The organism is Billgrantia gudaonensis, assembly GCF_900100195.1.
Lineage (GTDB): Bacteria > Pseudomonadota > Gammaproteobacteria > Pseudomonadales > Halomonadaceae > Halomonas > Halomonas gudaonensis.
Map to the genome: position 1 here is coordinate 39713 of NZ_FNES01000006.1, position 26781 is coordinate 66493.

22 protein-coding genes are annotated in these 26781 nt (G+C 67.8%); 12 read left to right on the forward strand and 10 right to left on the reverse strand.

Translation table 11 applies throughout. The features are described 5' to 3' along the window. Positions 1-2: 2 nt before the first annotated feature. The gene (locus BLP96_RS08785; protein WP_089685250.1) at positions 3-599 is read right to left on the reverse strand and encodes a DUF4242 domain-containing protein; all 597 of its coding nucleotides are present in this window, start codon (positions 597-599) and stop codon (positions 3-5) included. A gap of 22 nt (positions 600-621) precedes the next feature. After that, the gene (locus tag BLP96_RS08790) at positions 622-2898 is read right to left on the reverse strand and encodes an ATP-binding protein (protein ID WP_143005091.1); all 2277 of its coding nucleotides are present in this window, start codon (positions 2896-2898) and stop codon (positions 622-624) included. Positions 2899-3072: 174 nt separating this feature from the next. Between BLP96_RS08790 and BLP96_RS08795 the strand changes: the two genes are divergently transcribed. Together BLP96_RS08795 and BLP96_RS08800 are read left to right on the forward strand one after the other, a co-directional pair. Continuing rightward, positions 3073-4572 (forward strand): pyridoxal-phosphate dependent enzyme, encoded by a 1500-nt coding sequence (locus BLP96_RS08795; protein WP_218118593.1) that lies wholly within the window; start codon positions 3073-3075, stop codon positions 4570-4572. 35 nt (positions 4573-4607) lie between these two features. Then, positions 4608-5216: a peroxidase-related enzyme gene (locus tag BLP96_RS08800; RefSeq protein ID WP_089685254.1), complete on the forward strand. Its 609-nt coding sequence runs from the start codon at positions 4608-4610 to the stop codon at positions 5214-5216. Between the two features lie 73 nt (positions 5217-5289). On the opposite strand, the gene BLP96_RS08805 is transcribed toward BLP96_RS08800, so the two are convergent. After that, a complete protein-coding gene (locus tag BLP96_RS08805) occupies positions 5290-6498 on the reverse strand; it encodes an MFS transporter (RefSeq protein ID WP_089685256.1) in 1209 nt (402 codons plus the stop codon). A 167-nt stretch (positions 6499-6665) separates the two neighbouring features. Here BLP96_RS08805 and BLP96_RS08810 point away from each other — a divergent pair, with 167 nt between their 5' ends. The 7 genes from BLP96_RS08810 (at position 6666) to BLP96_RS08840 (ending at position 12716) form a co-directional block, all read left to right on the forward strand. Further along, positions 6666-6869: a hypothetical protein gene (locus BLP96_RS08810; RefSeq protein WP_089685258.1), complete on the forward strand. Its 204-nt coding sequence runs from the start codon at positions 6666-6668 to the stop codon at positions 6867-6869. 262 nt (positions 6870-7131) lie between these two features. Further along, positions 7132-8166, forward strand: a complete 1035-nt coding sequence (locus BLP96_RS08815) for a histone deacetylase family protein (RefSeq protein ID WP_089685259.1) — start codon at positions 7132-7134, stop codon at positions 8164-8166. A gap of 44 nt (positions 8167-8210) precedes the next feature. Beyond that, positions 8211-8567, forward strand: coding sequence for a RidA family protein (locus BLP96_RS08820; RefSeq protein ID WP_089685261.1), 357 nt, complete (start codon positions 8211-8213; stop codon positions 8565-8567). Position 8568: 1 nt separating this feature from the next. After that, entirely contained in the window at positions 8569-9510 is a 942-nt protein-coding gene (gene lhpI / locus BLP96_RS08825) for a bifunctional Delta(1)-pyrroline-2-carboxylate/Delta(1)-piperideine-2-carboxylate reductase (protein WP_089685263.1), read from the forward strand. Continuing rightward, a complete protein-coding gene (locus tag BLP96_RS08830; protein ID WP_089685264.1) occupies positions 9507-10616 on the forward strand; it encodes a class II histone deacetylase in 1110 nt (369 codons plus the stop codon). Before lhpI ends, BLP96_RS08830 begins: the two co-directional genes overlap by 4 nt. Continuing rightward, positions 10613-11602, forward strand: a complete 990-nt coding sequence (locus tag BLP96_RS08835) for a branched-chain amino acid transaminase (protein WP_089685266.1) — start codon at positions 10613-10615, stop codon at positions 11600-11602. Before BLP96_RS08830 ends, BLP96_RS08835 begins: the two co-directional genes overlap by 4 nt. Before the next feature lie 76 nt (positions 11603-11678). Beyond that, positions 11679-12716 carry an Lnb N-terminal periplasmic domain-containing protein gene (locus BLP96_RS08840; RefSeq protein ID WP_089685268.1) on the forward strand — a complete coding sequence of 346 codons (1038 nt, stop codon included), beginning with the start codon at positions 11679-11681 and terminating at the stop codon, positions 12714-12716. Between the two features lie 219 nt (positions 12717-12935). On the opposite strand, the gene BLP96_RS08845 is transcribed toward BLP96_RS08840, so the two are convergent. From BLP96_RS08845 to BLP96_RS08860, 4 genes are all read right to left on the reverse strand, one after another. Continuing rightward, positions 12936-13667, reverse strand: coding sequence for an RNA methyltransferase (locus tag BLP96_RS08845; protein WP_089685270.1), 732 nt, complete (start codon positions 13665-13667; stop codon positions 12936-12938). Between the two features lie 204 nt (positions 13668-13871). Next, a complete protein-coding gene (gene groL / locus BLP96_RS08850) occupies positions 13872-15515 on the reverse strand; it encodes a chaperonin GroEL (RefSeq protein WP_089685272.1) in 1644 nt (547 codons plus the stop codon). Positions 15516-15576: 61 nt separating this feature from the next. Then, positions 15577-15870 (reverse strand): co-chaperone GroES, encoded by a 294-nt coding sequence (locus BLP96_RS08855; protein WP_043518768.1) that lies wholly within the window; start codon positions 15868-15870, stop codon positions 15577-15579. Between the two features lie 227 nt (positions 15871-16097). Then, positions 16098-16616 (reverse strand): FxsA family protein, encoded by a 519-nt coding sequence (locus BLP96_RS08860; RefSeq protein ID WP_089685274.1) that lies wholly within the window; start codon positions 16614-16616, stop codon positions 16098-16100. A gap of 264 nt (positions 16617-16880) precedes the next feature. Here BLP96_RS08860 and BLP96_RS08865 point away from each other — a divergent pair, with 264 nt between their 5' ends. Further along, positions 16881-17642: an SDR family oxidoreductase gene (locus BLP96_RS08865; protein WP_089685276.1), complete on the forward strand. Its 762-nt coding sequence runs from the start codon at positions 16881-16883 to the stop codon at positions 17640-17642. Between the two features lie 87 nt (positions 17643-17729). On the opposite strand, the gene BLP96_RS08870 is transcribed toward BLP96_RS08865, so the two are convergent. Next, positions 17730-18026 (reverse strand): ComEA family DNA-binding protein, encoded by a 297-nt coding sequence (locus BLP96_RS08870; protein WP_089685278.1) that lies wholly within the window; start codon positions 18024-18026, stop codon positions 17730-17732. Between the two features lie 231 nt (positions 18027-18257). Beyond that, positions 18258-18596, reverse strand: a complete 339-nt coding sequence (locus BLP96_RS08875; protein WP_089685280.1) for a 4a-hydroxytetrahydrobiopterin dehydratase — start codon at positions 18594-18596, stop codon at positions 18258-18260. A gap of 179 nt (positions 18597-18775) precedes the next feature. Here BLP96_RS08875 and gltB point away from each other — a divergent pair, with 179 nt between their 5' ends. After that, the gene (gene gltB / locus BLP96_RS08880; RefSeq protein ID WP_089685282.1) at positions 18776-23323 is read left to right on the forward strand and encodes a glutamate synthase large subunit; all 4548 of its coding nucleotides are present in this window, start codon (positions 18776-18778) and stop codon (positions 23321-23323) included. Beyond that, on the forward strand, positions 23323-24804 hold the full coding sequence (locus tag BLP96_RS08885; RefSeq protein WP_089685284.1) for a glutamate synthase subunit beta: 1482 nt from the start codon (positions 23323-23325) through the stop codon (positions 24802-24804). The genes gltB and BLP96_RS08885 overlap by 1 nt, the downstream gene beginning before the upstream one ends. On the opposite strand, the gene BLP96_RS08890 is transcribed toward BLP96_RS08885, so the two are convergent. After that, positions 24785-26767, reverse strand: coding sequence for a RecQ family ATP-dependent DNA helicase (locus BLP96_RS08890; protein WP_089685286.1), 1983 nt, complete (start codon positions 26765-26767; stop codon positions 24785-24787). The two genes, BLP96_RS08885 and BLP96_RS08890, sit on opposite strands and share 20 nt — an antisense overlap. Positions 26768-26781 lie beyond the last annotated feature (14 nt).

Here is a 26781-nt window from a genome sequence, read left to right on the forward strand (position 1 = left end):
TTTCAGGTGGTGGCGTTGGAACCGGTGGGCTGGGGCGGGAGAACGGCGTGGAAAGCCCACACGCGGGTCATCGGCATGCCGGCCTGGCGCTGAGCCAGGCGCACCGACTCGGCGTCGGGGGCGCGATAGAGGCAGACCATCCGCTGGCGGTTTCGGGCGAAGAAAGTGCGCACGAAACGCACCCGGTGGTTGTCGAGACAGGTGGCGCCGGCATCCTCGATCTGCTGGATCGCTTCGACGGTGACCGGCGCCGCGAAGTCACGCTCCACCAGCACGTTGGCGGCTGGACCCGTCGTGGTGTCGAGGTCCGCGGCGTCGTGCACCGTGCCCGGCCAAAGGCCGCGGACTTCGGCGCCGTACGCCGCGATGGCCTGCTGCAGGGTGGAGTCCGAGAGCGTCTGGTGCAAAGCGAGACGTGTCGATTCGGCGTCCGGCGCTTGGAAGTGGCAGAACATCCGTCGGCCGTCCAGGGCCACAAGGCTGCCCTGCCAGGTCACGCGATGACGGCTGAAGCAGTCGCCGGCGCGCAGGGAGATGGCCAGCACGGCCTCGGCGGTCAGCGGGGTCGTGAAGCGTCGTTCGAGAAAGACGTGGGTCATCGTTCCTCCACTTCGTGATCGGTCATTCGGCAATCTGGCCGCGTCGGGCCCAGAGCGCTACCGGTGCTTGGTCGAGGGCGGCCATGTCCGCGGCGTGCGAGCGGGCGGCGGCGAGCTCGTCCAGTGCCCGATGGGCCTCGACGAGGAGCCGATGGGCGACCCATTGTTCGCTGGCGCGCTCCAGGGTCTGTGCGCAGGCGAGGGCTTCCCGGGCATGCATCACGGCGGCGGCCGGACGTGCTCGCTGCAGGTCGAGGCGGGCGGTGCGGTTCAGTAGCCAGGCAAGACGGTGCTTGGCATCGGCATCGCGCAGCGCGCCGAGGGCGGCCTCGAGCGGGGCGGCATCGTCGGTCAGGGCGTAGTGGCACAGGCCCTGGGCGGCATGGGCGAAGGGGGCTTCGCTGCCGTCACGCAACCGCTCGCCGAGTGCCGCCAGAACGGCGCAGCGGGCCTGGGCGTCGTCGAACCGGCCGTGTTCGACGGCCATCATCATCAGAGACTCGTTGGCCTGGAACTCGCCGAGTCGGTCGCCACCGGCCTTGCACAGGGTGCGGGCCTCCTTGAAGTGGGTCTCGGCTTCGTCCTGGCGGTCGGCGTGCCAGGCCAGCAGGCCTTCGGCCATGGGCAGGGCCGGATGACTCAGCCGGCGCTGGGTGGCCAGTTTCTGGGCGTCTGCCAGCATGGCGCGGGCCTGGTCCAGGTCGCGCTCCAGCATGGCCAGGCATTTGGCCGTTTCCGCCATGGCGATGATCTGTTCCGTGTCGTCGGCACTGCGCGTCACGCGCTCCGATTGCAGCGCTTCTTCACGGGCGTTCGCCCACTGGCCGTGGGCCCAGCGCAGATGGCTGGCCAGCTGGTAACCGAGTCGGGCGTGGGCCAGGGCGCCATGTTCCAGTGCCCGTTCGGCCAGCATGACCAGCGTCTCGGCGGTGGCTTCCCAATCGTCGAGGGGCGCGGCGCTGAGCAGTACCTCGTGCAGTTCCAGCAGCAGGCAGAGGCGTCGGCCGCCGGAGAGCCGTTCCGCCTGAGCGATCCCCTCCTGGGCAAGACGCTGGGCCTGCTCGTTGGCACAGAAACGCAGGCACAGCCGGCCGGCAGTGACCAGGGCGCGGGTCGCCAGCTCCGGGTCGCCGCTGAGCCGGGCGTGGTGCGCCAGATCGTCGGCGTGCTCGAGCTCCAGCGCCGGGTCCTGGGCCAGCCGTTCGGCGAGGTGACGGTGCATGAGCTGGCGCCGTGCCACCGAGATCCCCGCATAGAGGCGGTGGGCCACCCTCTCGTGGGAGAAACGCAGTCCGCCCTCGGTCGCCTCGAGGAACTGCAGACGTTCGGCGACTTCCAGCGCCGCCCCGATGTGCGCGTCGTCCAGGCCGCTGACCCGACCGAGCGTCGCGGCGTCGAGGCGGGGGCTGAGCACGGCGGCCCAGTCCAGAACCTCCCGAACGTCCGGGGCGAGGCGCTCCAGCGCGGCCTCCATCCGGTCTTCCCATGGCAGATCCGGGACCGTCTCCGTCGTGGCTGGCTGGGTCGCACTCGGCGGAACTTCGGCCGAGCGGTACGGTGAGGCGGTGACGCCTTGGGCGGCGGTGCCTCGACGGGCGCGCAGCAGGGCGCCGCTGGAGGCAATGCCCGCTTGCTTGAGCAAGCGCAGCCCCTGCTGGAAGTGATGGTCGGCCGCCCGAGGGCGGCGCAGCGTCAACAGCAACTCGATGAGCTTGGCCCGGGCCTTCTCGTCGAAGGGCGAGAGTCGCACCAGGGCGTAGGCATGGGGCAGGGCCCGCTCGGGCGATGATGTCGCCAGCCGCTCGACCAGCGCGGCGAGCAGGGTGGTCTGGGCGCGCAGGGCGCGCTCGCGCTCGGCCAGGCACCAGCTGTGAAAGTCGTGCAGGTTCGCCAGATCGAGCCCTTCCAGGAAGGGGCCACGGTAACGGGCGGCGATGGCCTCGAGGGTAGCCGGGTCGCTGGTTTCGGCGTGGGTGTCGAGCGCCGCATGCAGGGCGTTCACGTCGATGTCCATGGCCCGGGTGTCGAGGCTCACGCTGAGGCGGTCGGCGATCAAGCGGGGGTGGCCTGGGTCGTCCACCAGACGGCGCAGTTTGGAGAGGCTCCAGCGCAACGAGCCACGCGGGTCGTCGGGCAACTCCCACAACAGGTCGCAGAGGTGCTCGCGACTGAACGGGCGCGCGTGCAGGGCGAGGTAGGCGAGCAGCGCACGGGTCTTCTTCGAGGGTGGCAACGGCACGGCCTGGCCGTCTCGAATCACTTCGAGATCGCCCAGCAGGTTGAGGGTCAGCGCGCTCATGGCTCGCGCCTCGGTGAGGGACCCTTCCTGAGTATAGCCGCTCCATGTACCGTTCCAGACTACTGCATTCACACGCCGGAAACGGCAAAAACCACGCTGATTTCCACGCCCGCTCTCCCGGAGCGAGTCGATGCTGGGACGACCATTCCGGCACGACACACTGAGGGAGGCATCATGGCCCGTTACGACAGCATTCTGGAGACCATCGGCAACACGCCACTGGTGCGCCTTGACGCCCTGGCGCCCGCCGGGGTGAATCTCTACGTCAAGGTCGAGGCGTTCAATCCCATGGGATCGGTGAAGGACCGCATGGCGCTGGCGGTGATCGAGGCCGCCGAGCGCAGTGGCGAACTGCGCCCCGGACAGACGGTGATCGAGGCTACCAGCGGCAACACCGGTATCGGGCTGGCCATGGTCTGTGCCCGCAAGGGCTATCCGCTGGTGGTGACCATGGCCGAGAACTTCAGCGTGGAGCGGCGCAAGCTGCTGCGCTACCTGGGCGCTCGCGTGGTACTGACTCCGGCGGCGGAGAAGGGCACCGGCATGCTCAACAAGGCGATCGAGCTCGCCGAGGCCCACGGTTACTACCTCTGTCGCCAGTTCGAGAACGAGGCCAACGCCGATGCGCATGTTCGCACCACCGCCCGCGAGATCCTGGCGGATTTCGCGGATGAACCGCTGCACGCCTGGGTCTCGGGGTTCGGTACCGGTGGCACCCTCAAGGGGGTGGCCAGCGTGCTGAAGCTGGCCAGTCCGGCCACGCGCATCGTGGTGGCCGAGCCGGACAATGCGCCGATGCTCGGCAGCGGCCTGGGCCAGCCCCGCGACGCCGCGGGAGAACTCACGGCCAGCCATCCGCGCTTCCGTCCCCACCTGATGCAGGGGTGGAGCCCCGATTTCCTGTCGCGGCTCACCGAGGATGCCGTGGCCGCCGGCCTGATCGACGAGGTGTTGCCGGTGGCGGGAGACGAGGCGCTGCGCCTGACCCGCGAGTTGGCGCGTCGCGAAGGGATCTTCGCCGGTACCACGAGCGGCGCCACCCTGGCCGCCGCCCTCCAGGTGGCGCGCCGTTCGCCGCCTGGCAGCAACATCGTCTGCATGCTGCCGGATACCGGCGAGCGCTACCTCTCCACCCCCCTCTTCGAGGGCATCGGCGAGGCGATGGACGATGCCGAGCTGGCCCTGTCGCGCTCCACGCCAGGCTACCGGTTCGGCGCTGCTGCGGCCGGCCAGCCTGCGTCGCCAGGCGTACCGCTCCGTGCCGACGAGCAGGATGCCGAGGCCGAACGCCTGGTCGAGACGCTTCTGGCCAGCGAGCCGGTGGTGATGTTCGCGCTGGAGTGGTGCGAGTTCTGCTGGTCGGTGCGCAAGTTCTTCGCGCGCCTGGGCATCGCCTACCACAGCGTCGACCTCGACTCGGTCGCCTACCAGTCGGACGATCTGGGTGGCCGGATTCGCCCCGTGCTGGCCGCGCGGACCGGGAGCGTCACCATTCCGCAGGTCTTCATCGGCGGTGAGCCCATGGGCGGTTGCACGGCGCTCTTCGACGCCTGGCGCAACGGCTCGCTGCGCCGGCGGCTCGAGGCTCAGGGCATCGCCTTCGACCGCAGCGTCGAGATCGATCCCGACGACCTGCTGCCCGGATGGTTGCATCCCCGGATGACCACAGCCTGAGCGCCAGTGACGCTAGTCAATAGGAGGAGATGACCATGGCTTTCATCGAAACCCTGGACCCCGAACGGGCCTCGGCGGAAGTGCAGGCGATGTACGAGCGTCAGCGCCGCCACTTCGGCTTTCTGCCCAACTACGCACGGCTGTTCAGTCATCGCCCCGAGGTGATGGCGAGCTGGGCGGGCCTGCTGGCGAGCATCCGGCGGCACGTCGAGCCGCGCCGCTTCGAGCTGGTGACCCTGGCTGCGGCCGCAGCGCTCGGCAACAGCTACTGTGCGTTGGCTCACGGCCGGGCACTGGCCGAACTGGTCGACGCGACGACGGTGCAGGCCATTGCCGAGGCGCGCGAGGCGACGTCGCTGAGTGCCGCGGAGCGAGCGGTGGTGGCCTTTGCTCGCAAGGTGGCCGTGGACGCGGCGAGTGTCGAGCAGGTCGACATCGACCGGCTGCGCGGCCATGGCCTCACCGATGCCGAGATCTTCGACATCGTGGCCGTGGCCGCGGCACGGGCCTTCTTCACCAAGGTGCTGGACGGCCTGGGTGCCGAGCCGGACGCGGCCTTCGCGGCGATGGCGCCGGAGCTTCGCCGCGCCCTCACTCCGGGGCGGCCCATTGCGGCCGCCGTCGAGCCTGTGCCCGAGCCTTGATCGGGAACGCACGGCTGCGCGGCCTCGTTCAGCGACAATCAGCAGGTCGCGAGGCGTGCCGGGAAGAGGCGCGTCATGCCTTGGCCTCTTCCGGAGCGGGCCGGTGGATGGGGGCTTCATCGATGAACCAGTGCAGGACGGCGGCCACCACGGCGAGCATGACGGTGAGCTTCCACACCACGGCATAGTCGCCAGTGAGATCGTAGAGGTAACCGCCGAGCCACACGCCCATGAACGATCCCACCTGGTGGAAGAGAAAGACGATGCCGCCCAGCATCGACAGGTGTCGCACGCCGAATACCGCGGCCACGATGCCGTTGGTCAGCGGTACCGTGGAGAGCCACAGCAGGCCGATGGCGATGCCGAAGACATAGGCGCTGATCGGGCTGAGCGGCACCACCAGAAAGAGGGTGATCACTACGCCGCGGGTCAGGTAGAGCCAGGTGAGCAGGCGTGGCTTGGAGTAGCTGCCGCCCAGCCAGCCGGCGGTGTAGGTACCGACGATGTTGAACAACCCCACGAGAGCCAGCACGGTGCTGCCGACGTGAACCGCGATGCCGTTGTCGAACAGGTAGCCGGGCAGGTGTACGCCGATGAACACCACCTGGAAACCGCACACGAAGAAACCCAGGCAGAGCAGCCAGAAGCCGCGGTGCCCCGTGGCCTCGTCGAGTGCCGCACGCAAGGAGATGTCTCCACCGGTGGCCGGCTTGGGGCGGTCGCGCAGGCAGGCGCCCAGCGGCAGCATCAGCGCGGCGATGGCGCCCATCACCAGCAGCGCCGATGACCAGCCCAGCCATTCCAGCAGGCCCAGGGTGCCGGGCAGCATGGCGAACTGGCCGAAGGAGCCGGCGGCGCTGACGATGCCCATGGCCAGGCTGCGCTTTTCGGGAGCCACGGCGCGTCCCACGGCACCCAGCACGACGGAGAAAGTGGTGCCGGAGAGGCCCAGGCCGATCAACAGTCCGGCGGAGAGCGTCATCCCCAGGGCCGATTCCGAAAGGCTCATGAAGGCCAGGCCCAGCGCGTAGAGCGTGCCACCGGCGACGATGGCGCGAGCGGCGCCGAAGCGGTCGGCCAGGGCGCCCGCGAAAGGCTGGGCCAGCCCCCATGCCAGATTCTGGACGGCCAGGGCAAAGGCGAAGACGCCGCGGCCCCAGCCCAGGTCGCTGCTCATGGGCTCGAGGAAGAGCCCGAACCCGTGGCGCAGACCCATGGCCAGCGAGATGACGAGGCTGCCAAGCAGCGTCAATAACAGCGCGTGACGGCGAATGGCGTCCATGTTAGGCGAGACCCGTTTGCAGACTAAGAATTCAGCACTATGGCGCGTGTTGCGACACTCTGCCACTGTCTCCATTGAGAGACGGTCGCGTCGCCGGTGTGCCACATGGGTAGAGCGGGTTGCCTTGGCTAGAATGGGCGTCGAACCTCACCATTCTGGAGCTTGGCATGTTGCGCACTCTTCCGTTCTTGCTCGTCGTCTTGTCGACTACCTTGCTGATGGCTGGCTGCAGCTATCAGCCGGCGCGTATCCAGTCCGAACCGCTGGTGATCTTCGATGATGACCGTGGCCATCATGGACACGGCCGCGGGCACCATCGCGCCGAACGCGGCTTCTGTCCGCCCGGCCTGCACAAGCAGGGGCGTTGCTGAGCCGGCGGTATCGGGTCCTGGAGGCTGTCAGTCTCGACCGATCGTCGCGGGGACATTCGGATATCGTCGTCGACCGGCGTTGAGTCCGACAGCCACCCTGGGGTGTTGCGTTCGCGGTAGGCGGCGCTACAGTGGAACGGCTCCCCCATGCCAGCCATGGCGCGACGCAGCGGCGAGGTCACCGGCGCATCGGTGCCGGTACCGATGCCGTCGTCGACGATCGGCGCAGCGATGACGAGACCGAACCACAAGGACCCAGAGGATGATGTTCTATTACCACCCCGACCAGGAACGTCATGCGCCGGGAAGCTTCCAGGTGCGCGGCCAGACCACCAGCTCGCCGGAGGGGCCGGTGCGTGCCCAACTGCTGGCCGCCGGCCTGGCCGAGGTGGGCCTGTCGCTGAGCGCGCCCACGCAAGTGGATAGCCCTTTGCTGCGACAGCGTTTGTCGCGAATCCATACCGATCGCTACCTGACCTTTCTCGAGACCATCCATGCGCAATGGCGGGAATTGCCCGACGCCTCGGAGCTGGTGCTTCCCAACATTCACCCGTGCGGCGGCGGCCACCACTACCCGAGGCATCCCGTGGGGCGGGCCGGTTGGCATCTGCACGACATGGCCTGCCCGATCGGTGCCGACAGCTTCGCCGGCATCCTCGCCAGCGCGGCCAGCGCCCAGGCGGCGGCCGAGGCGGTGCTCGGCGGGCACGGCAGTGCCTATGCGCTGTGCCGCCCACCTGGGCACCATGCCGGGCCGGATCGTGCCGGCGGTTTCTGCTTCTTGAACAATTCGGCGCTGGCCGCCACCGTGCTGCGCGAGCAGTTCCAGCGGGTGGCGATTCTGGATGTCGACCTCCACCATGGCAACGGCACCCAGGACATCTTCTACTATCGCGGCGATGTCTGGACCGGCTCGCTGCACGTCGACCCCAGCGACTTCTACCCCTTCTTCTGGGGCGGTGTCGACGAAGAGGGCATGGGCGAGGGACTGGGGGCCAACGTCAATCGACCTCTGCCCCTGGGCAGCGACATCGACGCCGTGCTGGCGACCCTGGATGAGCTGCTCGAGCGGCTGGCCGAGTTCAAGCCGCAGGCCGTGGTCATCGCCCTGGGCCTGGACACCCACAAGGACGATCCGCTGGCGGGCATGACGTTGACGACTCCGGATTTCACCGCCATCGGCGAGCGCCTGGCTACGCTTTCGTTGCCGACCGTTCTGGTGCAGGAGGGGGGCTATCCCACCGACGCGCTGGGCGACAACCTGGCCGCCTTCCTGCGCGGCTATTACGCATTGTAACCCCCCGGTCCGGCGGGGCCGCCTGTCTACCCAAGGAGACGACCATGAGCGTGAGCCATCACGACAGCAATGCTCGCATGAGCCAGATCACCATTCACAACGGCACCGTCTATCTGGCCGGGCAGGTGCCCGACGATGCCACGGCCGACATGCGTGGCCAGACCGAACAGGTGCTGGCCCGCATCGATGCGCTGCTGGCAAAGGCGGGCACTTCCAAGGAGCATCTGCTGGCCGCGCAGATCTGGGTGACCAGCATGGCCGAGTTCGATGCCATGAACGCTGCTTGGGATGCTTGGGTGGTGCCCGGTCGGCCGCCGGTTCGTGCCGCCGTGGAAGCGAAGCTGGCCAAGCCGGAGTGGAAGGTGGAAATCATGGTCACTGCCGCACTGCCGGAGGGTTGAGATGCAGATCATCACCGGCGAACAGGTGGCGGCAGCGTTGCCCTGGCCGGCGCTCATCGAGCGGCTGGCCGCCACCTTCCGTGAGGGCGTGGAGTCGCCGCCGCGCCACCACCACGCCATGCATCGCCCTGACGGAGAGGCCACCATGCTGTTGATGCCGGCCTGGGAGCCGGCCGGCTACATCGGCGTCAAGATGGTCAATGTCTTTCCTCAGAATGCGGAGCACGGGGTGCCGGCCATTTCCGGCCTCTATGTGCTCAGCGAAGGAAAACATGGCCGGCCCCTGGCCTGCCTGGACGGCAGCGAGCTGACGCGACGCCGTACTGCGGCGGCCTCGGCGCTGGCGGCGCGCGAGCTGGCGCGCACCGATGCCGAGACTCTGCTGGTGGTGGGCACCGGCAAGCTGGCGCCCATGGTGATCGAGGCGCATGCCGCCGTGCGACGCATCCGGCGCGTCCTCGTCTGGGGGCGCAACCCGGAAAAGGCCGAGCGCCTGGCTGACGCTTACCGCGATCGCTTCGACAGCGTGGCGGTGACCGACCTGCCCGCGGCGAGCGCCGAAGCCGACGTGATCAGTTGCGTGACGCTCTCTACCGAGCCGCTGGTTCGTGGCGAATGGCTGCGTCCCGGCACGCATCTCGATCTGATTGGTGCCTTCCGTCCCTCCATGCGCGAGACCGACGGCGAGTGCCTGGTCCGCAGCGAGGTGTTCGTCGACACCTATGCCGGCGCCCGGGGCGAGGCGGGAGACATTCACCAAGCCATCGACGAAGGGCTCTTCAGTTTCGAGGCCATTCGCGCCGATCTCGCCGAGCTGCTGAAGGGACAGAAACCCGGACGGTCTTCGGATGACGCGATCACGCTGTTCAAGTCGGTGGGGGCCTCGCTGGAGGACCTGGCCGCCGCCATCGAGGTGTGGGAGCAGCGCGAGGCACGCGGATGAGCGAGCCGACCGGTTTCTATTGGCACGAGCGCTGCTTCTGGCACGATCCTGGCGCCATCGGCGTCTTTTCCGCACCGGGCGAGTTTCTCCAGCCTCAACCCGCCTCGGAGAGCCCCGAGAGCAAGCGGCGGCTCAAGAACCTGCTGGAAGTGTCGGGGCTGATCGACGAGCTGGCGGTACGCAAGGCGCCGCCGGCCGGCCGCGAGGATCTCGAGCGCTTCCATACCGCACGCTATCTCGATGCCCTGGAAGCCGGCGACCGTGAGCGCGGCGGTGACGGCGGCGATTGTGCGCCTTATACGCCCGGCAGCCTCGCTGCGGCGCGCCAGTCGGCGGGGTTGGCCATGGCCGCGGTGGAAGCGGTGGCCACCGGCGAACTGGCCAACGCCTATGCTCTGTGCCGCCCGCCGGGTCACCATGCCGAGGCGGATCGCGGGCGCGGCTTCTGCCTGCTCGGCAACGTGCCGCTGGCGGTGATGCGTGCCCGAGCGCTGGGCCAGGTGGGGCGCGTGGCGATCCTCGACTGGGACGTGCACCACGGCAACGGCCAGCAGACGGCTTTCTACGCAGAGCCCGAAGTGTTGACCGTCTCCATTCATCAGGCCGGCAACTTTCCCCTGGAGACCGGGGAGTTCGCGGAGCGCGGCAGTGGGGCGGGCGAAGGGGCCAACGTGAACCTACCGCTGCCGCCGGGCTGTGGGCTCGGCGCCTACGAATACGCCATGGGCGAGCTGGTGTTACCGGCCATCGAGGCCTTCGCTCCCGAACTGATCGTAGTGGCCTGCGGCTACGACGCCTGCGCCAAGGACCCGCTGGGCAAGATGCTGCTCAACAGCCGCGCCTTCGGCGACATGACGCGACAGCTCAAGTCCCTGGCCGAACGCCTCTGCGATGGCCGCCTGGTCATGATCCACGAGGGCGGCTACTCCGAGGGCTATGCCCCGCTGTGCGGGCATGCCGTTATTCAGGCCCTGGCCGGCAGCGCCATCGAAGTCCCCGACCCGCAGAACGACGAGATCGCTGCCTGGGCCTATCAGGCGCTCCAGCCGCATCAGCGTGAGCTGATCGATGGCTGGCAACAACAGCTTTTCGGGAAGAACGCATGACACCACTCTACGATCGCGACGGCTGGTTGTGGCACGACGGCGACTGGCTGCCGTGGCGCGAGGCACGCACCCACCTGGTGACCCACACTCTGCACTACGGTATGGGCTGCTTCGAAGGCGTGCGCGCTTATGAAGGCGCTCGAGGCAGCCACCTCTTTCGGGTGGCCGAGCACACCCGACGCTTGCTGGATAGCGCCCACGCTCTAGATATACCGTTATCTTTCAGTGCCGACACCCTGATCCAGGCGCAGCGGGAGTGTCTGGCACGCAACCGTCTGACCAACGCTTACCTCAAGCCCACGGTATTCCTGGGCGCCGAAGGCTTGGGACTGCGAGCGAAAGGACTCACCACTCACGTGATGATCGCCGCCTGGGATCTCGGCGATTACCTGTCGCCGGAGGCCGCTTCCGTGGGCATTCGGGCCCTTACCTCTTCCTGGGCGCGCCACCATGTCAATATCAGTCTGTGCCGCGCCAAGACCAACGGCCATTACGTCAACTCCATGCTGGCGCTCAACACCGCGGTCAAGGCCGGCTTCGACGAGGCGCTGATGCTCGATCCGGAGGGATACGTTGCAGAGGCCTCGGCGGCCAACGTCTTTCTGGTGCGCGACGGCGTGTTGCATACCCCCGAGGTGACCTCCTGCCTGCAGGGCATCACCCGCGACAGCGTGATTCGCCTGGCGCGCGACGTGCTGGGCCTGGAGGTGTGCGAGCGGCGCATCACCCGCGACGAGCTCTACACGGCCGATGAGGCCTTCGTCACCGGTACGGCGGCGGAGATCCTGCCGCTGCGCGAGCTCGACGGCCGCCATGTCGGCGCGCGGGCGGGGGCACCAGCCGTGGGCGAGCCCATCGCCGACGATTCCGTGACTGCCAGCCTGCAGCGTCTCTACCGACGCGTGACTCGCGGCGAGCTGGGCGATGAGTTGGCTGGGTTCAGTCATTGGCTGACGCCTGCCGTTTCGTGCGCACCCACCGAGTGAAGGGCGTCATCCCGTTGAGCCGTGGCCTCATCAAACGTGCTAGCCTGCCGGCAGTTTCGGGCAGGCATGAGTGACGATGGCACTGGCACTCGCATGGAGTACGCTTTTCACGCTGCTGACGCTGGGCATGGCCTGGGGAGCGGCGGCGTTGTGGTTTCGGCTTTCCCTGCCGTCCCCCTGGCGTCGACTGACCTTGGCGCTGTGGGCCGTGATGGCGGTTGGACTGGTGACGCTGGGGTTCCAGGGACATCGCGTCTCGGCGCTGGGCGGGCAAATCGCGCTGCTGGCGGTCCTGTCGCTGTGGTGGTTTCGGCTGCGTCCTACCCATGACCGCCCCTGGGCCGACGACGTACTGCACCTGGCGACGGGGCGCGTCACCGACGAACGGCTGACGCTCGATCGCGTGCGCCATTTCGACTGGCAAACCCGCAACCGGGCGCGGGTCCATTGGGAGGCGCGCGAGTATGACCTGGCACGCCTCGACTCGGCGGACTTGATCGTATCGAGCTGGGGTCGGCCGGGCATCGCCCACGTGATGGTCTCATTCGGTTTCGGCGGCGAGGCCTTCGTGGTCTTTTCGGTGGAGGTGAGGCGCCAGAAGGGCGAGCGTTTTTCAGAGCTCGGTGGCTTCTTTCGTCAGTACGAACTGGCCATCGTTGCCGCCGACGAACGCGATGCGGTACGCCTGCGCAGCAACGTGCGCGGCGAGACGGTACGGCTCTACCGCCTCGACATGTCGCGCCACGCCATCCGTTCGCTGCTGCTGGCGTATGTGGATGAGGCCAACCGCCTGGCGCACGAACCGCGTTTCTACAACACCATCACCGCCAACTGTACGACCCTGGTGTTCGCCATGGCTCGCCGTCTGGGTGCCGTGCTGCCGCTCGATCACCGCCTGCTGCTCACCGGCAAACTGCCGGAGTACGCCTATCGCGTGGGAGGGTTGTGGCCGGGCCATACTCTGAAGACGCTGCATCATCGGGGCAGCATCGTCGAACGAGCGCTGGCTGCGGATAGCGATCCGGCGTTTTCCCGGCGCATTCGAGAGGGCGTACCCGGCTGGGAAGCGTTGAGCGGAGAAGAAAGGGAAGCGGATTCGGCGCCTGGGGCTTGAAGCAAAGAGAACGCCACGGGATTCCCGTGGCGTGAGCGCTCCATCGGCACCGTCCCGGTGCCCTGTCTCCCTGCCGAACTCCTTGCCCGGCTGCATCCGTGTCGCTTGGTGCGGCAGTGTCCGTTGCCCGTCCCCGAAGGAACGATTCCTTTATCGCCGATACGCATGACGATCGAGTGACGAGGGAATGACGTTTCGGCGACAGGCGGTTCGCATGAGCTATTCGTCGCTAGCGGGTTCCAGCGCCCTGAGCAGCCCCCGCAACAGTGACAGCTCCTTTCGACTCGGTTGTGCCCGGGCGAACAGTGCCTGGAGCTGCGCCTCTGTGCGGGCGTGGGGCTGGGTGAGAAAGCCGCTGTCGGCCAGCACTCGTGACAAGTGGGCATGGAAGTGATCGAGCTGCTCGCGAGTGGGCGCACGTTCGCCGCGGGGGCGCGGGGGGCGGTAGCCGCTCTCCGGGCGCTGGCGCCACGCCTTGAAGGTCTCGTAGGCCAGCACCTGTACCGCCTGGGCGAGGTTGAGAATGCCGTAGTCGGGGTTGGCGGGAATGCTCACCTGATGCGTGCAGCGGCGAATCTCGTCGTTGGTGAGCCCGAATCGCTCGCGACCGAACACCAGTGCCACCGGATCGTTCTCGGCGTGCTCGACCAAGGTCCGTGCCAGCGTTTCGGGTTCGTCGTAGTGGGGTAGAGGAAGGCTTCGCAGGCGGGCGCTGGCGCCCACTACCTGTACGCAGTCGTCGATGGCAGCGTCGAGCGATGTCACCACCCGAGCGGCATCGACGATGTCCTCGGCGCCGGCGGCAAGCCGCGAGGCTTCCGAGTCGGGAAACTGGCGCGGGTTGACCAGTGCCAGGTCGGTCAGGCCCATGGTCTTCATGGCGCGGGCGGCCTGGCCGATGTTGCCCGGGTGGTAGGTCTGGACGAGGACGATGCGGATGTTCGAGAGCATCTCGTAGCCGTGCGTTACCGAAAATCAGGCCGTAGTGTACTTGGGCTACGGGCTACGGGCTACGGGCTACGGGCTACGGGCTAGGCGCCGAAACCAAGAACGCTCGCGACTCGCTGCCCGCAGCCCGCGGCGGCACGAAAAAACCCCGCCGGCTGTCGCCGGCGGGGCTTGTCTCAGGCAAAGCCTGGGGCAGTGGGGGCTGGCTTACATCATGCCGCCCATGCCACCCATGCCGCCCATGCCGCCCATGTCCGGAGCGGATTCCTTCTCGTCCGGATCCTCGGCGATCATGGCTTCGGTGGTGATCATGAGACCTGCCACGGAGCCGGCGGACTGCAGGGCAGTACGGGTCACCTTGGCCGGGTCCAGCACACCCATCTCGAACAGGTCGCCGAACTCGCCGGTCTGGGCGTTGTAGCCGTAGTTGCCTTCGCCTTCCTTGACCTTGTTGATGATCACGGAGGCTTCTTCACCGGCGTTGGTCACGATCTGGCGCAGCGGGGCCTCGAGAGCACGCACGGCCAGGGCGATGCCATGGTTCTGGTCTTCGTTGTCGCCCTTGGTTGCGGCGACCTTGGCCAGGATGCGCACCAGGGCGGTACCGCCACCGGGCACCACGCCTTCCTCGACGGCGGCACGGGTGGAGTGCAGGGCGTCCTCGACGCGAGCCTTCTTCTCCTTCATCTCCACTTCGGTGGCGGCACCGACGCGGATGACGGCCACGCCGCCAGCCAGCTTGGCCACGCGCTCCTGGAGCTTCTCGCGATCGTAGTCGGAGGAAGTCTCCTCGATCTGGGCGCGGATCTGGTTGACGCGTGCCTCGATGTCGGCCTCTGCACCGCTACCGTCGATGATGGTGGTGTTCTCCTTGGACATGGTCACGCGCTTGGCGGTGCCCAGGTGGTCCAGAGTGGCCTGCTCGAGGGTCAGACCGACCTCTTCGGAGATCACGGTGCCGCTGGTCAGGATGGCGATGTCCTGCAGCATGGCCTTGCGACGGTCACCGAAGCCGGGCGCCTTGGCGGCGGCGACCTTGACGATGCCGCGCATGGTGTTCACCACCAGGGTGGCCAGGGCTTCGCCCTCGATGTCCTCGGCGATGATCGCCAGCGGCTTGCCGGCCTTGGCGACGGCTTCCAGCGTCGGCAGCAGCTCGCGAATGTTGGAGATCTTCTTGTCGACCAGCAGGATGTACGGGTCTTCCAGCTCGACCTGCATGGTGTCCTGGTTGGTCACGAAGTAGGGCGACAGGTAGCCGCGGTCGAACTGCATGCCTTCGACGACTTCCAGCTCGTCTTCCAGGCCGCGACCTTCATCGACGGTGATCACGCCTTCCTTGCCGACCTTCTGCATGGCGTCGGCGATGATCTCGCCGATGTTGGCATCGCCGTTGGCGGAGATGGTGCCCACCTGGGCGATGGCCTTGGAGTCGGTGCAGGGCACGGAAAGCGCGCGGATTTCCTTGACGGCCGTAGTGATGGCCTTGTCGATGCCGCGCTTGAGATCCATCGGGTTCATGCCCGCGGTCACGCCCTTCATGCCTTCGGTGATGATGGCCTGGGCCAGCACGGTGGCGGTGGTGGTGCCGTCACCCGCGTCATCGGAAGTGCGCGAGGCGACTTCCTTGACCATTTGCGCGCCCATGTTTTCGAACTTGTCCTTCAGTTCGATCTCCTTGGCCACGGAGACGCCGTCCTTGGTGACGGTCGGCGCACCGAAGGACTTCTCGAGCACCACATTGCGGCCTTTCGGGCCCAGGGTGGCCTTGACGGCGTTGGCCAGGAGGTCGACCCCGCGGGCCATGCGCTTGCGTGCATCATCGGAGAACTTGACTTGTTTCGCTGCCATTTTTCGTGTCTTCCTGTGAGTTCGTGAACGTCTTGGGAAACGGATTGGGAGCCGTGGCGGTTTAGCCTTCGACGACGGCGAGGATGTCGGACTCGCTCATGATCAGGACTTCTTCGCCATCGATCTTCTGCTTCTCGACGCCGAAGCCTTCCTTGAAGATCACGGTGTCACCGACCTTGACGTCCAGCGGACGGACGTCGCCGCTGTCGAGAATCCGGCCGTTACCGACGGCGAGGACTTCACCACGTGTCGGCTTTTCCTGGGCATTGCCCGGGAGCACGATGCCGCCAGCGGTCTTCTGTTCTTCCTCAACGCGACGGACGACGACGCGATCGTGCAAGGGACGGATGTTCATTGCTCACGTTCTCCTGATGGTTTGCTGTGCCGGGAAGCATTCCGGCGGTTCATCATCAACCCTTCCAGGATCCCTGGAAGGGGGAGGCGAAGATCGCCTTCCCTGTCGAAAGTGTCGAGCGGTGTCGACACCAAAATCGCTTGCTGACCGTGAAATGGGGACGGGCCGAACCCTTTCAAGGGGGCGCCATGAAAAAAATTGCGCCCTCCTGCATCAAGAAGGCCGCGTCAACGACGTGGTTCGTCGCGGCCGATGAAATCGCCTTCCAGCGGCCCCTCGTGCCGGTCATCTCGAGCTCGGGATTCCGAACGCTCGCTCCCTGGCCTTGAGTCGTCGCTCTGCCAGCCGGCTTCACCGTTCGCGTACGTGGAGCGGCGGGCATGGGCCATGCCCCGTACGCCGAGGTTGAGGCGGGCCAATACGCGTCCTACCAGGCGTCGTGCTCCGGGGATGACGCATATGAAGCCGAGCGCATCGGAAACGAACCCGGGGGCCATCAGCAGCGCACCGCCGAAGATCAGGGCGGCGCCGGTCAGCAGTTCACTGGAAGGCACTTCGCCAAGCTCCAGCCGCTGGCGGGCGCGGGCGAAGGTGGCGGCGCCTTCGCGGCGGACCAGGTGCAGGCCGAGAAAGCCGGTGGCCAGTATCAGCCCCAATGTCGTCAGCAGGCCGATCTGGCCGCCGACGGAAAAGAGGATGACGAAATCGAGCAGGGCGAACAGGGTGAAGAAGAGCAGGAAAGGCATGAGGGCTCCTGACTGTCGGTTCCCCTCGACGTGGGGGTAACCCTGGGAAATTCAAGGTGCGAAATCAGCGCTGGGCGTCGACATGGGGTGGCGAGCAAATGATGCAGCGCACAATAAATGCTAGGCTGTGACTCAAGCTCGCTGCCTTGGCTGCCGATGAATGATGCCGATGGCAGCGGTGTTCCGTTCTCATTGCCATGCATCTCGTCTCACTGGGCGCCGGCAATCCATTTTCGTAGCGAATTTCAAGGACTGGGGGGAAACATGCAACTCGACAATCGCGTGATCGCCATTACCGGGGGGGCCCGTGGACTCGGTTTTGCCATGGCCGTGCGGCTGGGGCGCCAAGGCGCTCGGCTGGCACTGCTCGATGTCGATCGCGAGGCACTCGACGAGGCGGTGACACGGCTGCACCAGGCGGACATCGAGGCGAGAGCCTTCGTGGTGGACGTCGCCGACGAAGCGTCGGTGCAGCAGGCGTTTGCCGACGTTGCCGAGACCCTGGGACCGGTCAGCGGGCTGGTCAACAACGCCGGCATCCTGCGCGATGCGTTGCTGGTCAAGGCGCGGGACGGCAAGGTCGAGAAGCGGATGTCGCTCTCGCACTGGCAGCAGGTGATCGACGTCAACCTGACCGGCGTCTTCCTTTGCGGGCGCGAGGCGGCCACGCAGATGATCGAGGCGGGCCATCAAGGGGTGATCGTCAACATCTCCAGCATCTCGCGGGCCGGCAACATGGGGCAGAGCAATTACGCCGCCGCCAAGGCGGCCGTGGTTTCGTTGACCACTACCTGGGCCAAGGAACTGGCGCGCTACGGCATTCGGGCGGGTGCGGTGGCACCGGGTTTCATCGAGACCGACATGACCGCCTCGATGCGCCAGGACATGCTCGACAAACTCACCGCCGGGGTGCCGTTGAAGCGGTTGGGGCAGCCGGAAGACATCGCCGAGAGCGTGGCTTTCATCTTCGCCAACGACTACTTCACCGGGCGTGTGATCGAGTGCGACGGCGGCCTGCGACTGTAAGGCGGTTCCGGACGCAGCGACGCCGTCAGCCCTGGCTGACGGCGTCGTGGTTTTGACCCGCGTACGGAGCGCTTGAGTCGCGCAATGTCAGAATTCGATCTGGTCGGCGATTCCCTCCACGGTGGCTGAGCCGATTCCGTTGACCCGAGTCAGGTCTTCGGGGCTTTCGAAGTCGCCGTTGGCATCGCGATCTTCGATGATCGCCGCCGCGCGGGTGGGGCCAATGCCTGGTAGCTCGGCCAGCAGCTCCGCGTCGGCGGTATTGACGTTGATGGGGGCCAGATCCTGGGCGATGCCCGGCGTAGCAAAGGTCAGCAGCATACCGAGCAACAAGCCCCCCACCAGCGCCTGCCCCTTGCGTTTCGTGGTCGATGATCCTTGCATGACTCCTCCCTGTGGTAACGGCGGCGAAAGTGACACCCGGCTGGTGTCCTGCTTCAACCTAGCCGAGGCGGGCCTTGTCGAGTCGAGTCCCAGAACGCTCCGTTATGTAAGACATCTCTTATCGTTGCGCTGGCTTTCGTCCATTGGTGGTGTCCAACGACACGCCCCGACCATGAAGTCGTCATGGTCGGGGCGGAGTCGAGACGTGCAGGGGCGGGAATCTCGGCGCGATCAGTCGGCGACCTCGTCGGTACGGGCTGCCATCACGAAGTCGTTCTTGTGCAGTCCCTTGATCTTGTGCGACCACCAGGTGACCGTGACCTTGCCCCATTCGGTGAGCAGTGCCGGATGGTGGCCGACTTCCTCGGCCAGGGCGCCCACGCGATTGGTGAAGTCGAGCGCCTGCTGGAAATCGTCGAACGTGAAGACGCGCTCCAGCTGTTGAACGCCGTCGCGCTCGACCAGGCTCCAATCGGGGATGTCGCGACGATAGGTGGCGACTTCCTCATCGGTGACGCGGGGTGCGTCGATGCTGCAAGCCTCGCAGGATTGCCGTGCCAGTTGAGCCATGGTGTTTCCTCATTGCCTGAGAGAGTGAAGCCTCCCGTCAGTTAAGGTCGTGCATGGAGCGCGGGCTCGTCAAGATCGGCAGCGTCATGCCGGCCGGGTGGGGTCGCCCCCCTGTCAGCAGCGCGAAACTGACCTAGTATGGGATAGGCGCAAAGCCACCGGCAGGGGTAACGACGCTGATGCGATACCCGGCAGGCAAGACTGGCAAGACCCTCCCCGAGCTGAGATACGGCCACGCCCACTGCGGCGTGGGGGCCCTGGTCAGCCTGCGTGGCGCGGCGAGCCATGGCCTGGTCGCCGATGCCCTGCGCATGCTGCGCCACCTCGACCATCGCGGCGCGCGCGGGGCCGAGGAGAACACCGGCGACGGCGCGGGCCTGCTGCTGCAGGTGCCGCACCGCTTCTTCGCCGACGAGGTGCCCGGGCTGCCCGCGGCCGGCAGCTATGGCGTCGCCCAGTGCTTTCTGCCCCGCGACGCCTCGCATCGCCACGCCATCCAGCGCCTGATGGAAGAGGCCGCCACCGATCTCGGCCATCGCCTGCTGGCCTGGCGACGGGTGCCCACCGACAACCGCGGCCTGGGGCGTACGGCGCTCGACTCCGAACCGGTGGTGATGCAGGCCTTTTTCGCCCCCGAGACAGCCCTCGCCTCCGAGGCACTGGACGTCGCCCTCTACGTGCTGCGCTGCGAGATCCAGAACCGCGTGCGCGACCGCGGGCTGTGCGGTGAAGGCGCCGAGCTCTTCTATCTGTGCAGCCTCGATCGGCGCCGGATCGTCTACAAGGGGCTTTTGACCTGCGACCAGTTGGGTACCTATTATCCCGATCTGCGCGACGACCGGCTGGAAAGCGCCCTGGTACTGGTTCATTCGCGCTTCTCCACCAACACCCTGGGGGCCTGGGAGCTGGCCCACCCCTACCGCACCTTGGTGCACAACGGTGAGTTCAATACCCTGCGCGGCAACGTCAACTGGATGCGGGCGCGGGAAGCGCGGTTGGCGAGTCCGCGCTTGGGCGAGGCCATCGAGCGCATCAAGCCCGTGCTCGCCGAGAACGAGCAGAGCGACTCCGCCGACTTCGACCACGTGCTGGAGCTGTTGCTGGCCGGCGGACGTTCGCTGCCCCATGCGCTGCGCCTGCTGATTCCCGAGGCCTGGGAGAAGGACGCGCAGATGGCGCCGCAACGCCGCGCCTTCTACGACTACCACGCCACGCTGATGGAACCCTGGGACGGGCCGGCGCTGGTGGTGGCCACTGACGGCGAGAGCGTGGGCGCGGTCATCGACCGCAACGGTCTTCGCCCCTGTCGCTACTGCGTGACCCGCGACGATACTCTGATCATGGCCAGCGAGAGCGGGACTCTGGACACCCCGGTCGGTGACATCGTCACCCAGGGGCGGCTGCATCCCGGCCAACTGTTGCTCGCCGACACTCGCGAAGGGCGGCTGGTGCCCGAAGCGGAGGTCTTCGACCGTCTGACTCGTGCCGCTCCCTACGGCGAATGGCTGGCCCGGCACCGGGTGGCGCTCGACGATCTCGCCGCGGTCGCTCCCCAGCCCGCCATAGAGCCTCTCGACCCAGCGACGCTCACCGCCCACCAATGCGCCTTCGGTTACACCCTGGAGGGGCTGCGCGTGCTGCTCGGCCCCATGGCCGAGTCCGGCAAGGATCCACTGGGCGCCATGGGCAACGACGCGCCGTTGGCGGTTCTCTCGGCGCAGCGCAAGCCGCTCTTCGCCTATTTCCACCAGCTCTTCGCCCAAGTGACCAACCCGCCACTGGACTACCTGCGCGAAGCGCTGGTCACCTCGCTCTCCGCGCACCTCGGCGCGCAGCAGAACCTGCTCGCCGAGACGCCCGAGCACTGTCGGCGCCTGCGCCTCGACAGTCCCATCCTCGACGACCGCGAGTTCGTCACCCTGGCCGCTCTCGACCGCGACGGGCTGGTGGTGCACACCCTCGACGCCACCCAGCCGCCCGGTGAGTCCCTGGCCGATGGCATCGACCGGTTGCGCGACGAGGCCGAGGCCGCCGTGGATGCCGGTTCCACTCTGTTGGTACTCGACGACCGGCGCGTGGGGCCCGCACGGGCGGCGATGCCCTCGCTGCTCGCCGTAGGGGCCGTCCACCACGGCCTGATCCGCGCCGGCAAGCGCACCCGCGCCTCGCTGGTACTGGCCAGCGGCGAGCCCTACGCCGTGCATCATTTCTGTACCCTGGTAGGCTACGGCGCCGATGCCGTCTATCCGTGGCTCGCCTACCGCAGCCTGGAGCGGTTGCAGGCGGACGGGGCGCTGGCCGACGTCACCGATGCCGGCGCGGCGTGCCGCGCCTACCGAGCGGCCCTCGAGGATGGTCTGCTCAAGACGATGGCCAAGATGGGCATCTCCACCCTGGAGAGCTACAAGGGGGCGCAGGTCTTCGAGTGCATCGGCCTGGACCGCGAACTGGTCGACGACTGCTTCGCCGGCACCCCGGCGCACCTGTCCGGGGTGGGGCTCGCTACCCTCGAGGCGGAGGTCGTCAAGGCCCACGCAGAAGCCTACGGCGAGCGCATCGTGGGCAGCCTGCAACTGACACAGGGCGGCGATTTCTACTGGCGTCGCGACGGTGAGTGGCACCAGTGGAACCCTCGAACCATCGGCTACCTACAGCAGGCGGCGCGTCACGGCGATGCGGAGAGCTACCGCCGCTTCGCCGAGCTGGCCAACGCCCCGGCGCCCAGCCTGCAGACGCTGCGCGGCCTGCTCGCCTTCGATGTCGAGGGCGACGTGACCGCCAGCCGGTCCATTCCCCTCGATGAGGTCGAGCCGGTGGAGGCGATTCTGCCGCGCTTCGGCACCGGCTCGATGTCTTTCGGTGCGCTGTCCCGCGAGGCCCACGAGGCGATGGCGATCGCCATGAACCGCATCGGCGGCAAGGCCGGCAGCGGCGAGGGGGGCGAGCAAGTCGAGCGTTTCGGCACCGAGGCGGAAAACTCCATGAAGCAGTGCGCTTCGGGGCGCTTCGGCGTCACCGCCCACTATCTGGCCAATGCCCGTCAGATCGAGATCAAGATGGCCCAGGGCGCCAAACCGGGTGAGGGCGGCGAACTGCCGGGCGGCAAGGTCGATGCGGCCATCGCCGAGGTACGCTTCACGGTGCCCGGGGTGGGGCTGATCTCGCCGCCGCCTCACCACGACATCTACTCCATCGAGGATCTCGCCCAGCTGATCCACGACCTCAAGTGCGCCAACCCCGACGCCGAGATCCACGTCAAGCTGGTCTCCAAGGCCAACGTCGGCACCATCGCCGCCGGCGTGGCCAAGGCGCGGGCCGATGCGGTGCTGATCTCCGGCGACGCCGGCGGCACCGGGGCGGCCAAGAAGACCTCGATCAAGCACACCGGCACGCCTTGGGAGCTGGGGCTGGCCGAGACCCACCGCGTGCTGATGGCCAACGACCTGCGCTCGCGCATCAGCTTGCGCGTCGACGGTGGAATGAAGACCGGTCGCGACGTGGCGATCGCCGCGCTGCTGGGCGCCGAGGAGTTCGGCTTCGGCACCGCTCCCATGGTGGTGGTGGGCTGCTTGCTGCTGCGCAAATGCCACTGCAACACCTGCTCGGTGGGAGTGGCGACCCAGGATCCCGAGCTGCGCGCGCGTTTCGACGGCGCCCCCGAGCACATCGTCACCTACCTGCGTTTCGTCGCCGAGGAGCTGCGCGAGATCATGGCCACGCTGGGTTTCGCCACGCTCCGCGAGATGATCGGGCGGGTCGACCGGCTGCGCCAACGCGAAGTGAGCCACTCACGCGGTATCGACATCGATGTCGGCGAGTTGCTCGCTGGCGTGGCATCGAGCGACACGCCCTACAAGGTGCGCGAGCAGAACCACCAGCTCGGCGACAAGCTCGATCGGCGCCTGATCGCCGAGTCGGCGCCGGCGTTCGAGCGCGGCGAAGCGGTGCGCCTCGAGGCGCCGGTGTGCAACCGCGACCGCAGCGTCGGCACGTTGCTGTCGTCGGCGCTGGTCAAGCGCTACGGCGCCCAACTGCCACCCGACGATACCTTGGAGGTGCGACTGACCGGCACCGCCGGCCAGAGCTTCGGCGCTTTCGTCGCCCGCGGCATCAGCCTGCACCTCACCGGCGAGGCCAACGACTACGTCGGCAAGGGGCTCTCGGGCGGGCGGCTCAGCGTGCGTACCCCGCCAGCGGCCGGCTTTGCTGCCGGCGACAACGTGATCGTCGGCAACGTGGCGCTGTTCGGGGCCACCGGCGGCGAGGCTTACGTCAACGGCCTGGCCGGCGAACGCTTCTGCGTGCGCAACTCCGGGGCGCTTGCCGTGGTGGAGGGGATCGGCGACCACGGTTGCGAGTACATGACCGGCGGCGTGGCATTGATCCTCGGCCCCTGCGGCAAGAACTTCGCCGCGGGAATGAGCGGTGGCGAAGCCTACCTGCTCGATGACACGGGCGACCTGGCGGAGCGGGTCAACCCCGAGCGCGTCGCCCTCGAGGCCGTGAGCGAACCCCGCGACATCGCCCTGATCCGGCGCCTGCTGGAGAACCACTTGGCCTATACGGGAAGCGCGCGTGCAGCGGCGCTGCTCGACGACTGGCCCACCGCCGTGGCGCGGTTGGTCAAGGTGGTGCCCGAGGCCTATGCCGAGGTGGTCGATCGCGAACTCGCTCGCGGGCGCGACATTCGCGTCGGCCCGCCGGCGCCGGCCCGGGAGGTGGCCTGATGGACGAGAACCATCCCGACGGTTATCTCAAGCACCCGCGCGAGCCCATCGGCAAGCGCGCCCCCCGCGAGCGCATCGGCGACTACCGCGAGATCTACGCGCCGAGCTGGCGCGAGGAGCACCTTCGCGAGCAGGGCGAGCGCTGCATGGACTGCGGCGTGCCCGCCTGCATGGGTGGCTGTCCCATCGGTAATCTGATTCCGGACTGGAACGATCTGGTCTACCGCGACCGCTGGCGCGAGGCGCTCGACCGCCTGCATGCCACCAACAACTTTCCCGAATTCACCGGCTATACCTGTCCGGCGCCCTGCGAGCCGGCCTGCACGCTGGCCTACAATGCCGACGCCGTGGCCATCAAGAGCCTCGAGCGGGCGATCGTCGACCGCGGCTGGGAGCGCGGCTGGATCCGCCCCGAGCCACCGGCGCGGCGCACCGGCAAGCAGGTCGCCGTGGTGGGCAGCGGCCCGGCGGGACTGGCCTGCGCCCAGCAGCTCAACCGCGCCGGCCACGCGGTGACGGTGTTCGAGCGCGACGAGGCGCTGGGCGGCCTGATGACCCTGGGCATTCCCGACTTCAAGTTCGCCAAGCACCAGGTCGAACGGCGGCTCGAGCAGCTGCACGGCGAGGGCATCGCCTTTCGCACCGGCGTCGAGGTGGGCCGCGATCTCGCGCTCGCCGCGCTGCGCGGGCGCTACGATGCGGTATGCCTGGCGACCGGCGCCCAGCGCCACCGCGACGTGGCGATTCCCGGTCGCGAGCTGGCCGGCATCCACTTCGGCATGGCCTACCTCACCGCCGAGAATCGCCGCCAGGCGGGGCGGGAAGGGGCCGTGATCGACGCGCGGGGCAAGCGGGTGGTGGTGCTCGGCGGCGGCGATACCGGTGCCGATTGCGTGGCCACGGCGCACCGCCAGGGGGCGGCGGACGTGGCGCAGATCAGCGTGCGCGACCAGCCGCCGCTCGAGCGCCCCGCCGACAACCCTTGGCCCTGGCAGCCGCGCACCTTCGAGCAGACCTATGCGCTGGAGGAGGGTGGCCGTGCGCTCTATGCTCTGGACGTGACCGCCTGCGTCGACGAGAACGGCGACGGCGCCGTGGATGCGCTCACCGCCGAGCGCGTCCGCTGGAGCCTCGACGAACGCGGCCGGCGCGTCGACAAGACGGTCCTCGAGGCGGACATCCGGCTGCCTGCCGATCTGGTGCTGATCGCCATCGGCTTCGCCGGCACCGAGGCCGACGCCTTGGCCGAGGCGGGCGTCGGCCTGAGCGAGCGCGGCGTACTGGCTGCCGACGCGACCCTGATGACCGAACTCGACGGCGTTTTCGCCTGTGGCGATGCGCGGCGCGGTGCCTCTCTGGTGGTGTGGGCGATCGGTGAGGGGCGCGACGCCGCCCGCCACATCGACCGCTACCTGATGGGCGAGTCGCGGCTGCCAGCGAGCCTGCAGACGCTGACCCCGCCTACCGATGACGACCGCTGACTCTCGGGGCCGCGCCGGCGGCCAGTCGCGCCCGAACCTCGGCATAGGGGTAGGCCTCCAGCGCGGCGAAGCCGGGCAGCTGCCGCGCCTTCAGGCGGGTGAGCAGGGGGCTCGTCAGGCCGCACAGGAAGCGCGCCAGCCGGTCGGGCGTGGCGGGGTGGTCGTCGCCGTGCTCGACCAGGCGTTGTTTCAGTGGCCGGCACAGCGCTGCGAGGTCGTGGTGCGCCAAGGGTTCGCTCGGCGTGGCCGCAGGCAGTACGGCCACCCGGCCGCGGCAGGCCGAACAGTGGCCGCACTGCATCGGGGCGCGCGCGTCGCCGAACCAGTCGGCCAGCCGCCGGGAGAGGCAGGTGTCGGATTCGAACAGCGCCAGCATGGCGTGCAGCCGTTCGATTTCGGCGCGCTCCTTGCTGCGGAAGTAGCCATGCAGTTCGTCGGTCAGCTCGGCGGCGTCTAGGTCGTTGTGCAGCACCGCGTAGACGTCGGTCATCTGTTTGCTTTCCAGCGTCATCCAGCCCTTGTCGACGAAGTAGTCCAGGGCGGTGAGCACGCGGCTGCGGGACGTGTCCAGGCCGCGTTCGGCGCCCAGCCGTTCGAGGGCGGCGAAGTCGAGTGCGTACCAGGTGCGCGCCTTGCTGGCCGCGTCGAGGATCGCCTGCACGAAGGCGCGCCGCTCGCCCTGGAAGCGGGCCATCAGCGCTTCGGGATCGCCCTCGAGGCGGAAGCGGTAGTCGGCGAAGTAGCTGTAGCGCGGCGCGATGACGCCGCGCAGCTCCAACTGGACGAGCAGCGTCTTGAGCGGCAGCGGGCGGATGTCGCTGGCCTGCGAGAGACGGTTGAGCGTGAGCTCCCATTCGCCGCCGGCGCTCTGCAGTTCGTCGATCACCCGGCGGATGCCGTGGGGCTCCGGGGTGTCGCCGTAGACGAAGTTCTCGAGCACGTGGAGGTGGTCGCGGCCGGCCAGCATCAGACAGTCGGACGGCTGACCGTCGCGCCCGGCGCGGCCGATCTCCTGGCTGTAGTTCTCGATCGACTTGGGCAGGTCGAAGTGCACCACGTTGCGGATATCGGCCTTGTCGATGCCCATGCCGAAGGCGATGGTGGCAACGATGCAGGGCGTCTCGCCGGCCATGAAGGCGCGCTGGATGGCGTCGCGGCGCTCGCCGTCGAGGCCGGCGTGGTAGGCGGTGGCGGGCAGGCCTGCCTTGCCGAGGTAGGTGGCCAGGCGCTCGGCGGTCTGCTGCAGGGTGACGTAGACGATGGTGGGTTGGGGCGGGTCGGTTGCCAGCCGCGGGCGCAACCACTCCACCAGGGCCCGTGGGCGTGCCGCGGCCGGCGCCGGGTCGACCTCCAGGTTCAGGTTGTCGCGGTAGAAGCCGGTGGCGGCGACGTCACCGGATTCGATGGCGAAGCGCTCGCGCATGTCGGCGATCACCCTGGGGGTGGCCGTGGCAGTGAGCAGCAGCACCTGGGGGATGGCGAAGTCGTGGCGGTAGTCGGGCAGCTTGAGGTAGTCGGGACGGAAGTTGTGCCCCCACTCGGAGATGCAGTGCGCCTCGTCCACCACCATCAGCGAGATCGGCACGCGGCGGATGAAGGCGCGAAAGCGCTCGTTCTTGAGCCGCTCAACCGAGACCATCAGAATGCGGATCTCGCCGCGGGTCACCCCTGCCATCACCCGTGCAGCCTCCTCGCGGCTCTGGCTGGAGTCGAGGCTGGCGGCGGCGATGCCGTGGCGGTCGAGAAAGGCCAGTTGATCCTGCATCAGCGCCAGCAGCGGCGAGATCACCAGCGTCAGGTGGGGCAGATGGAGGGCCGGCAGCTGGTAGCACAGCGACTTGCCCGAGCCGGTGGGAAAGATCGCCGCCGCCGAACGGCCTTCCACCACCGCCTCGATCACCGGGCGCTGGCCAGGGCGGAAGTCGGGGTAACCGAAGACGGGTATCCGGAATATCTGGTTGATATTTGGCTATCACA

Coding starts and splice junctions, on each gene's coding strand:
- BLP96_RS08800 (WP_089685254.1), top strand. CDS start 4,608: ATGGCTTTCATCGAAACCCTGGACCCCGAACGGGCCTCGGCGGAAGTG.
- BLP96_RS08820 (WP_089685261.1), top strand. CDS start 8,211: ATGAGCGTGAGCCATCACGACAGCAATGCTCGCATGAGCCAGATCACC.
- BLP96_RS08835 (WP_089685266.1), top strand. CDS start 10,613: ATGACACCACTCTACGATCGCGACGGCTGGTTGTGGCACGACGGCGAC.
- BLP96_RS08815 (WP_089685259.1), top strand. CDS start 7,132: ATGATGTTCTATTACCACCCCGACCAGGAACGTCATGCGCCGGGAAGC.
- BLP96_RS08795 (WP_218118593.1), top strand. CDS start 3,073: ATGGCCCGTTACGACAGCATTCTGGAGACCATCGGCAACACGCCACTG.
- BLP96_RS08885 (WP_089685284.1), top strand. CDS start 23,323: ATGGACGAGAACCATCCCGACGGTTATCTCAAGCACCCGCGCGAGCCC.
- BLP96_RS08870 (WP_089685278.1), bottom strand. CDS start 18,026: ATGCAAGGATCATCGACCACGAAACGCAAGGGGCAGGCGCTGGTGGGG.
- BLP96_RS08790 (WP_143005091.1), bottom strand. CDS start 2,898: ATGAGCGCGCTGACCCTCAACCTGCTGGGCGATCTCGAAGTGATTCGA.
- gltB (WP_089685282.1), top strand. CDS start 18,776: ATGCGATACCCGGCAGGCAAGACTGGCAAGACCCTCCCCGAGCTGAGA.
- BLP96_RS08875 (WP_089685280.1), bottom strand. CDS start 18,596: ATGGCTCAACTGGCACGGCAATCCTGCGAGGCTTGCAGCATCGACGCA.
- BLP96_RS08785 (WP_089685250.1), bottom strand. CDS start 599: ATGACCCACGTCTTTCTCGAACGACGCTTCACGACCCCGCTGACCGCC.
- BLP96_RS08840 (WP_089685268.1), top strand. CDS start 11,679: ATGGCACTGGCACTCGCATGGAGTACGCTTTTCACGCTGCTGACGCTG.
- BLP96_RS08860 (WP_089685274.1), bottom strand. CDS start 16,616: ATGCCTTTCCTGCTCTTCTTCACCCTGTTCGCCCTGCTCGATTTCGTC.
- lhpI (WP_089685263.1), top strand. CDS start 8,569: ATGCAGATCATCACCGGCGAACAGGTGGCGGCAGCGTTGCCCTGGCCG.
- BLP96_RS08810 (WP_089685258.1), top strand. CDS start 6,666: ATGTTGCGCACTCTTCCGTTCTTGCTCGTCGTCTTGTCGACTACCTTG.
- BLP96_RS08830 (WP_089685264.1), top strand. CDS start 9,507: ATGAGCGAGCCGACCGGTTTCTATTGGCACGAGCGCTGCTTCTGGCAC.
- groL (WP_089685272.1), bottom strand. CDS start 15,515: ATGGCAGCGAAACAAGTCAAGTTCTCCGATGATGCACGCAAGCGCATG.
- BLP96_RS08855 (WP_043518768.1), bottom strand. CDS start 15,870: ATGAACATCCGTCCCTTGCACGATCGCGTCGTCGTCCGTCGCGTTGAG.
- BLP96_RS08865 (WP_089685276.1), top strand. CDS start 16,881: ATGCAACTCGACAATCGCGTGATCGCCATTACCGGGGGGGCCCGTGGA.
- BLP96_RS08845 (WP_089685270.1), bottom strand. CDS start 13,667: ATGCTCTCGAACATCCGCATCGTCCTCGTCCAGACCTACCACCCGGGC.
- BLP96_RS08805 (WP_089685256.1), bottom strand. CDS start 6,498: ATGGACGCCATTCGCCGTCACGCGCTGTTATTGACGCTGCTTGGCAGC.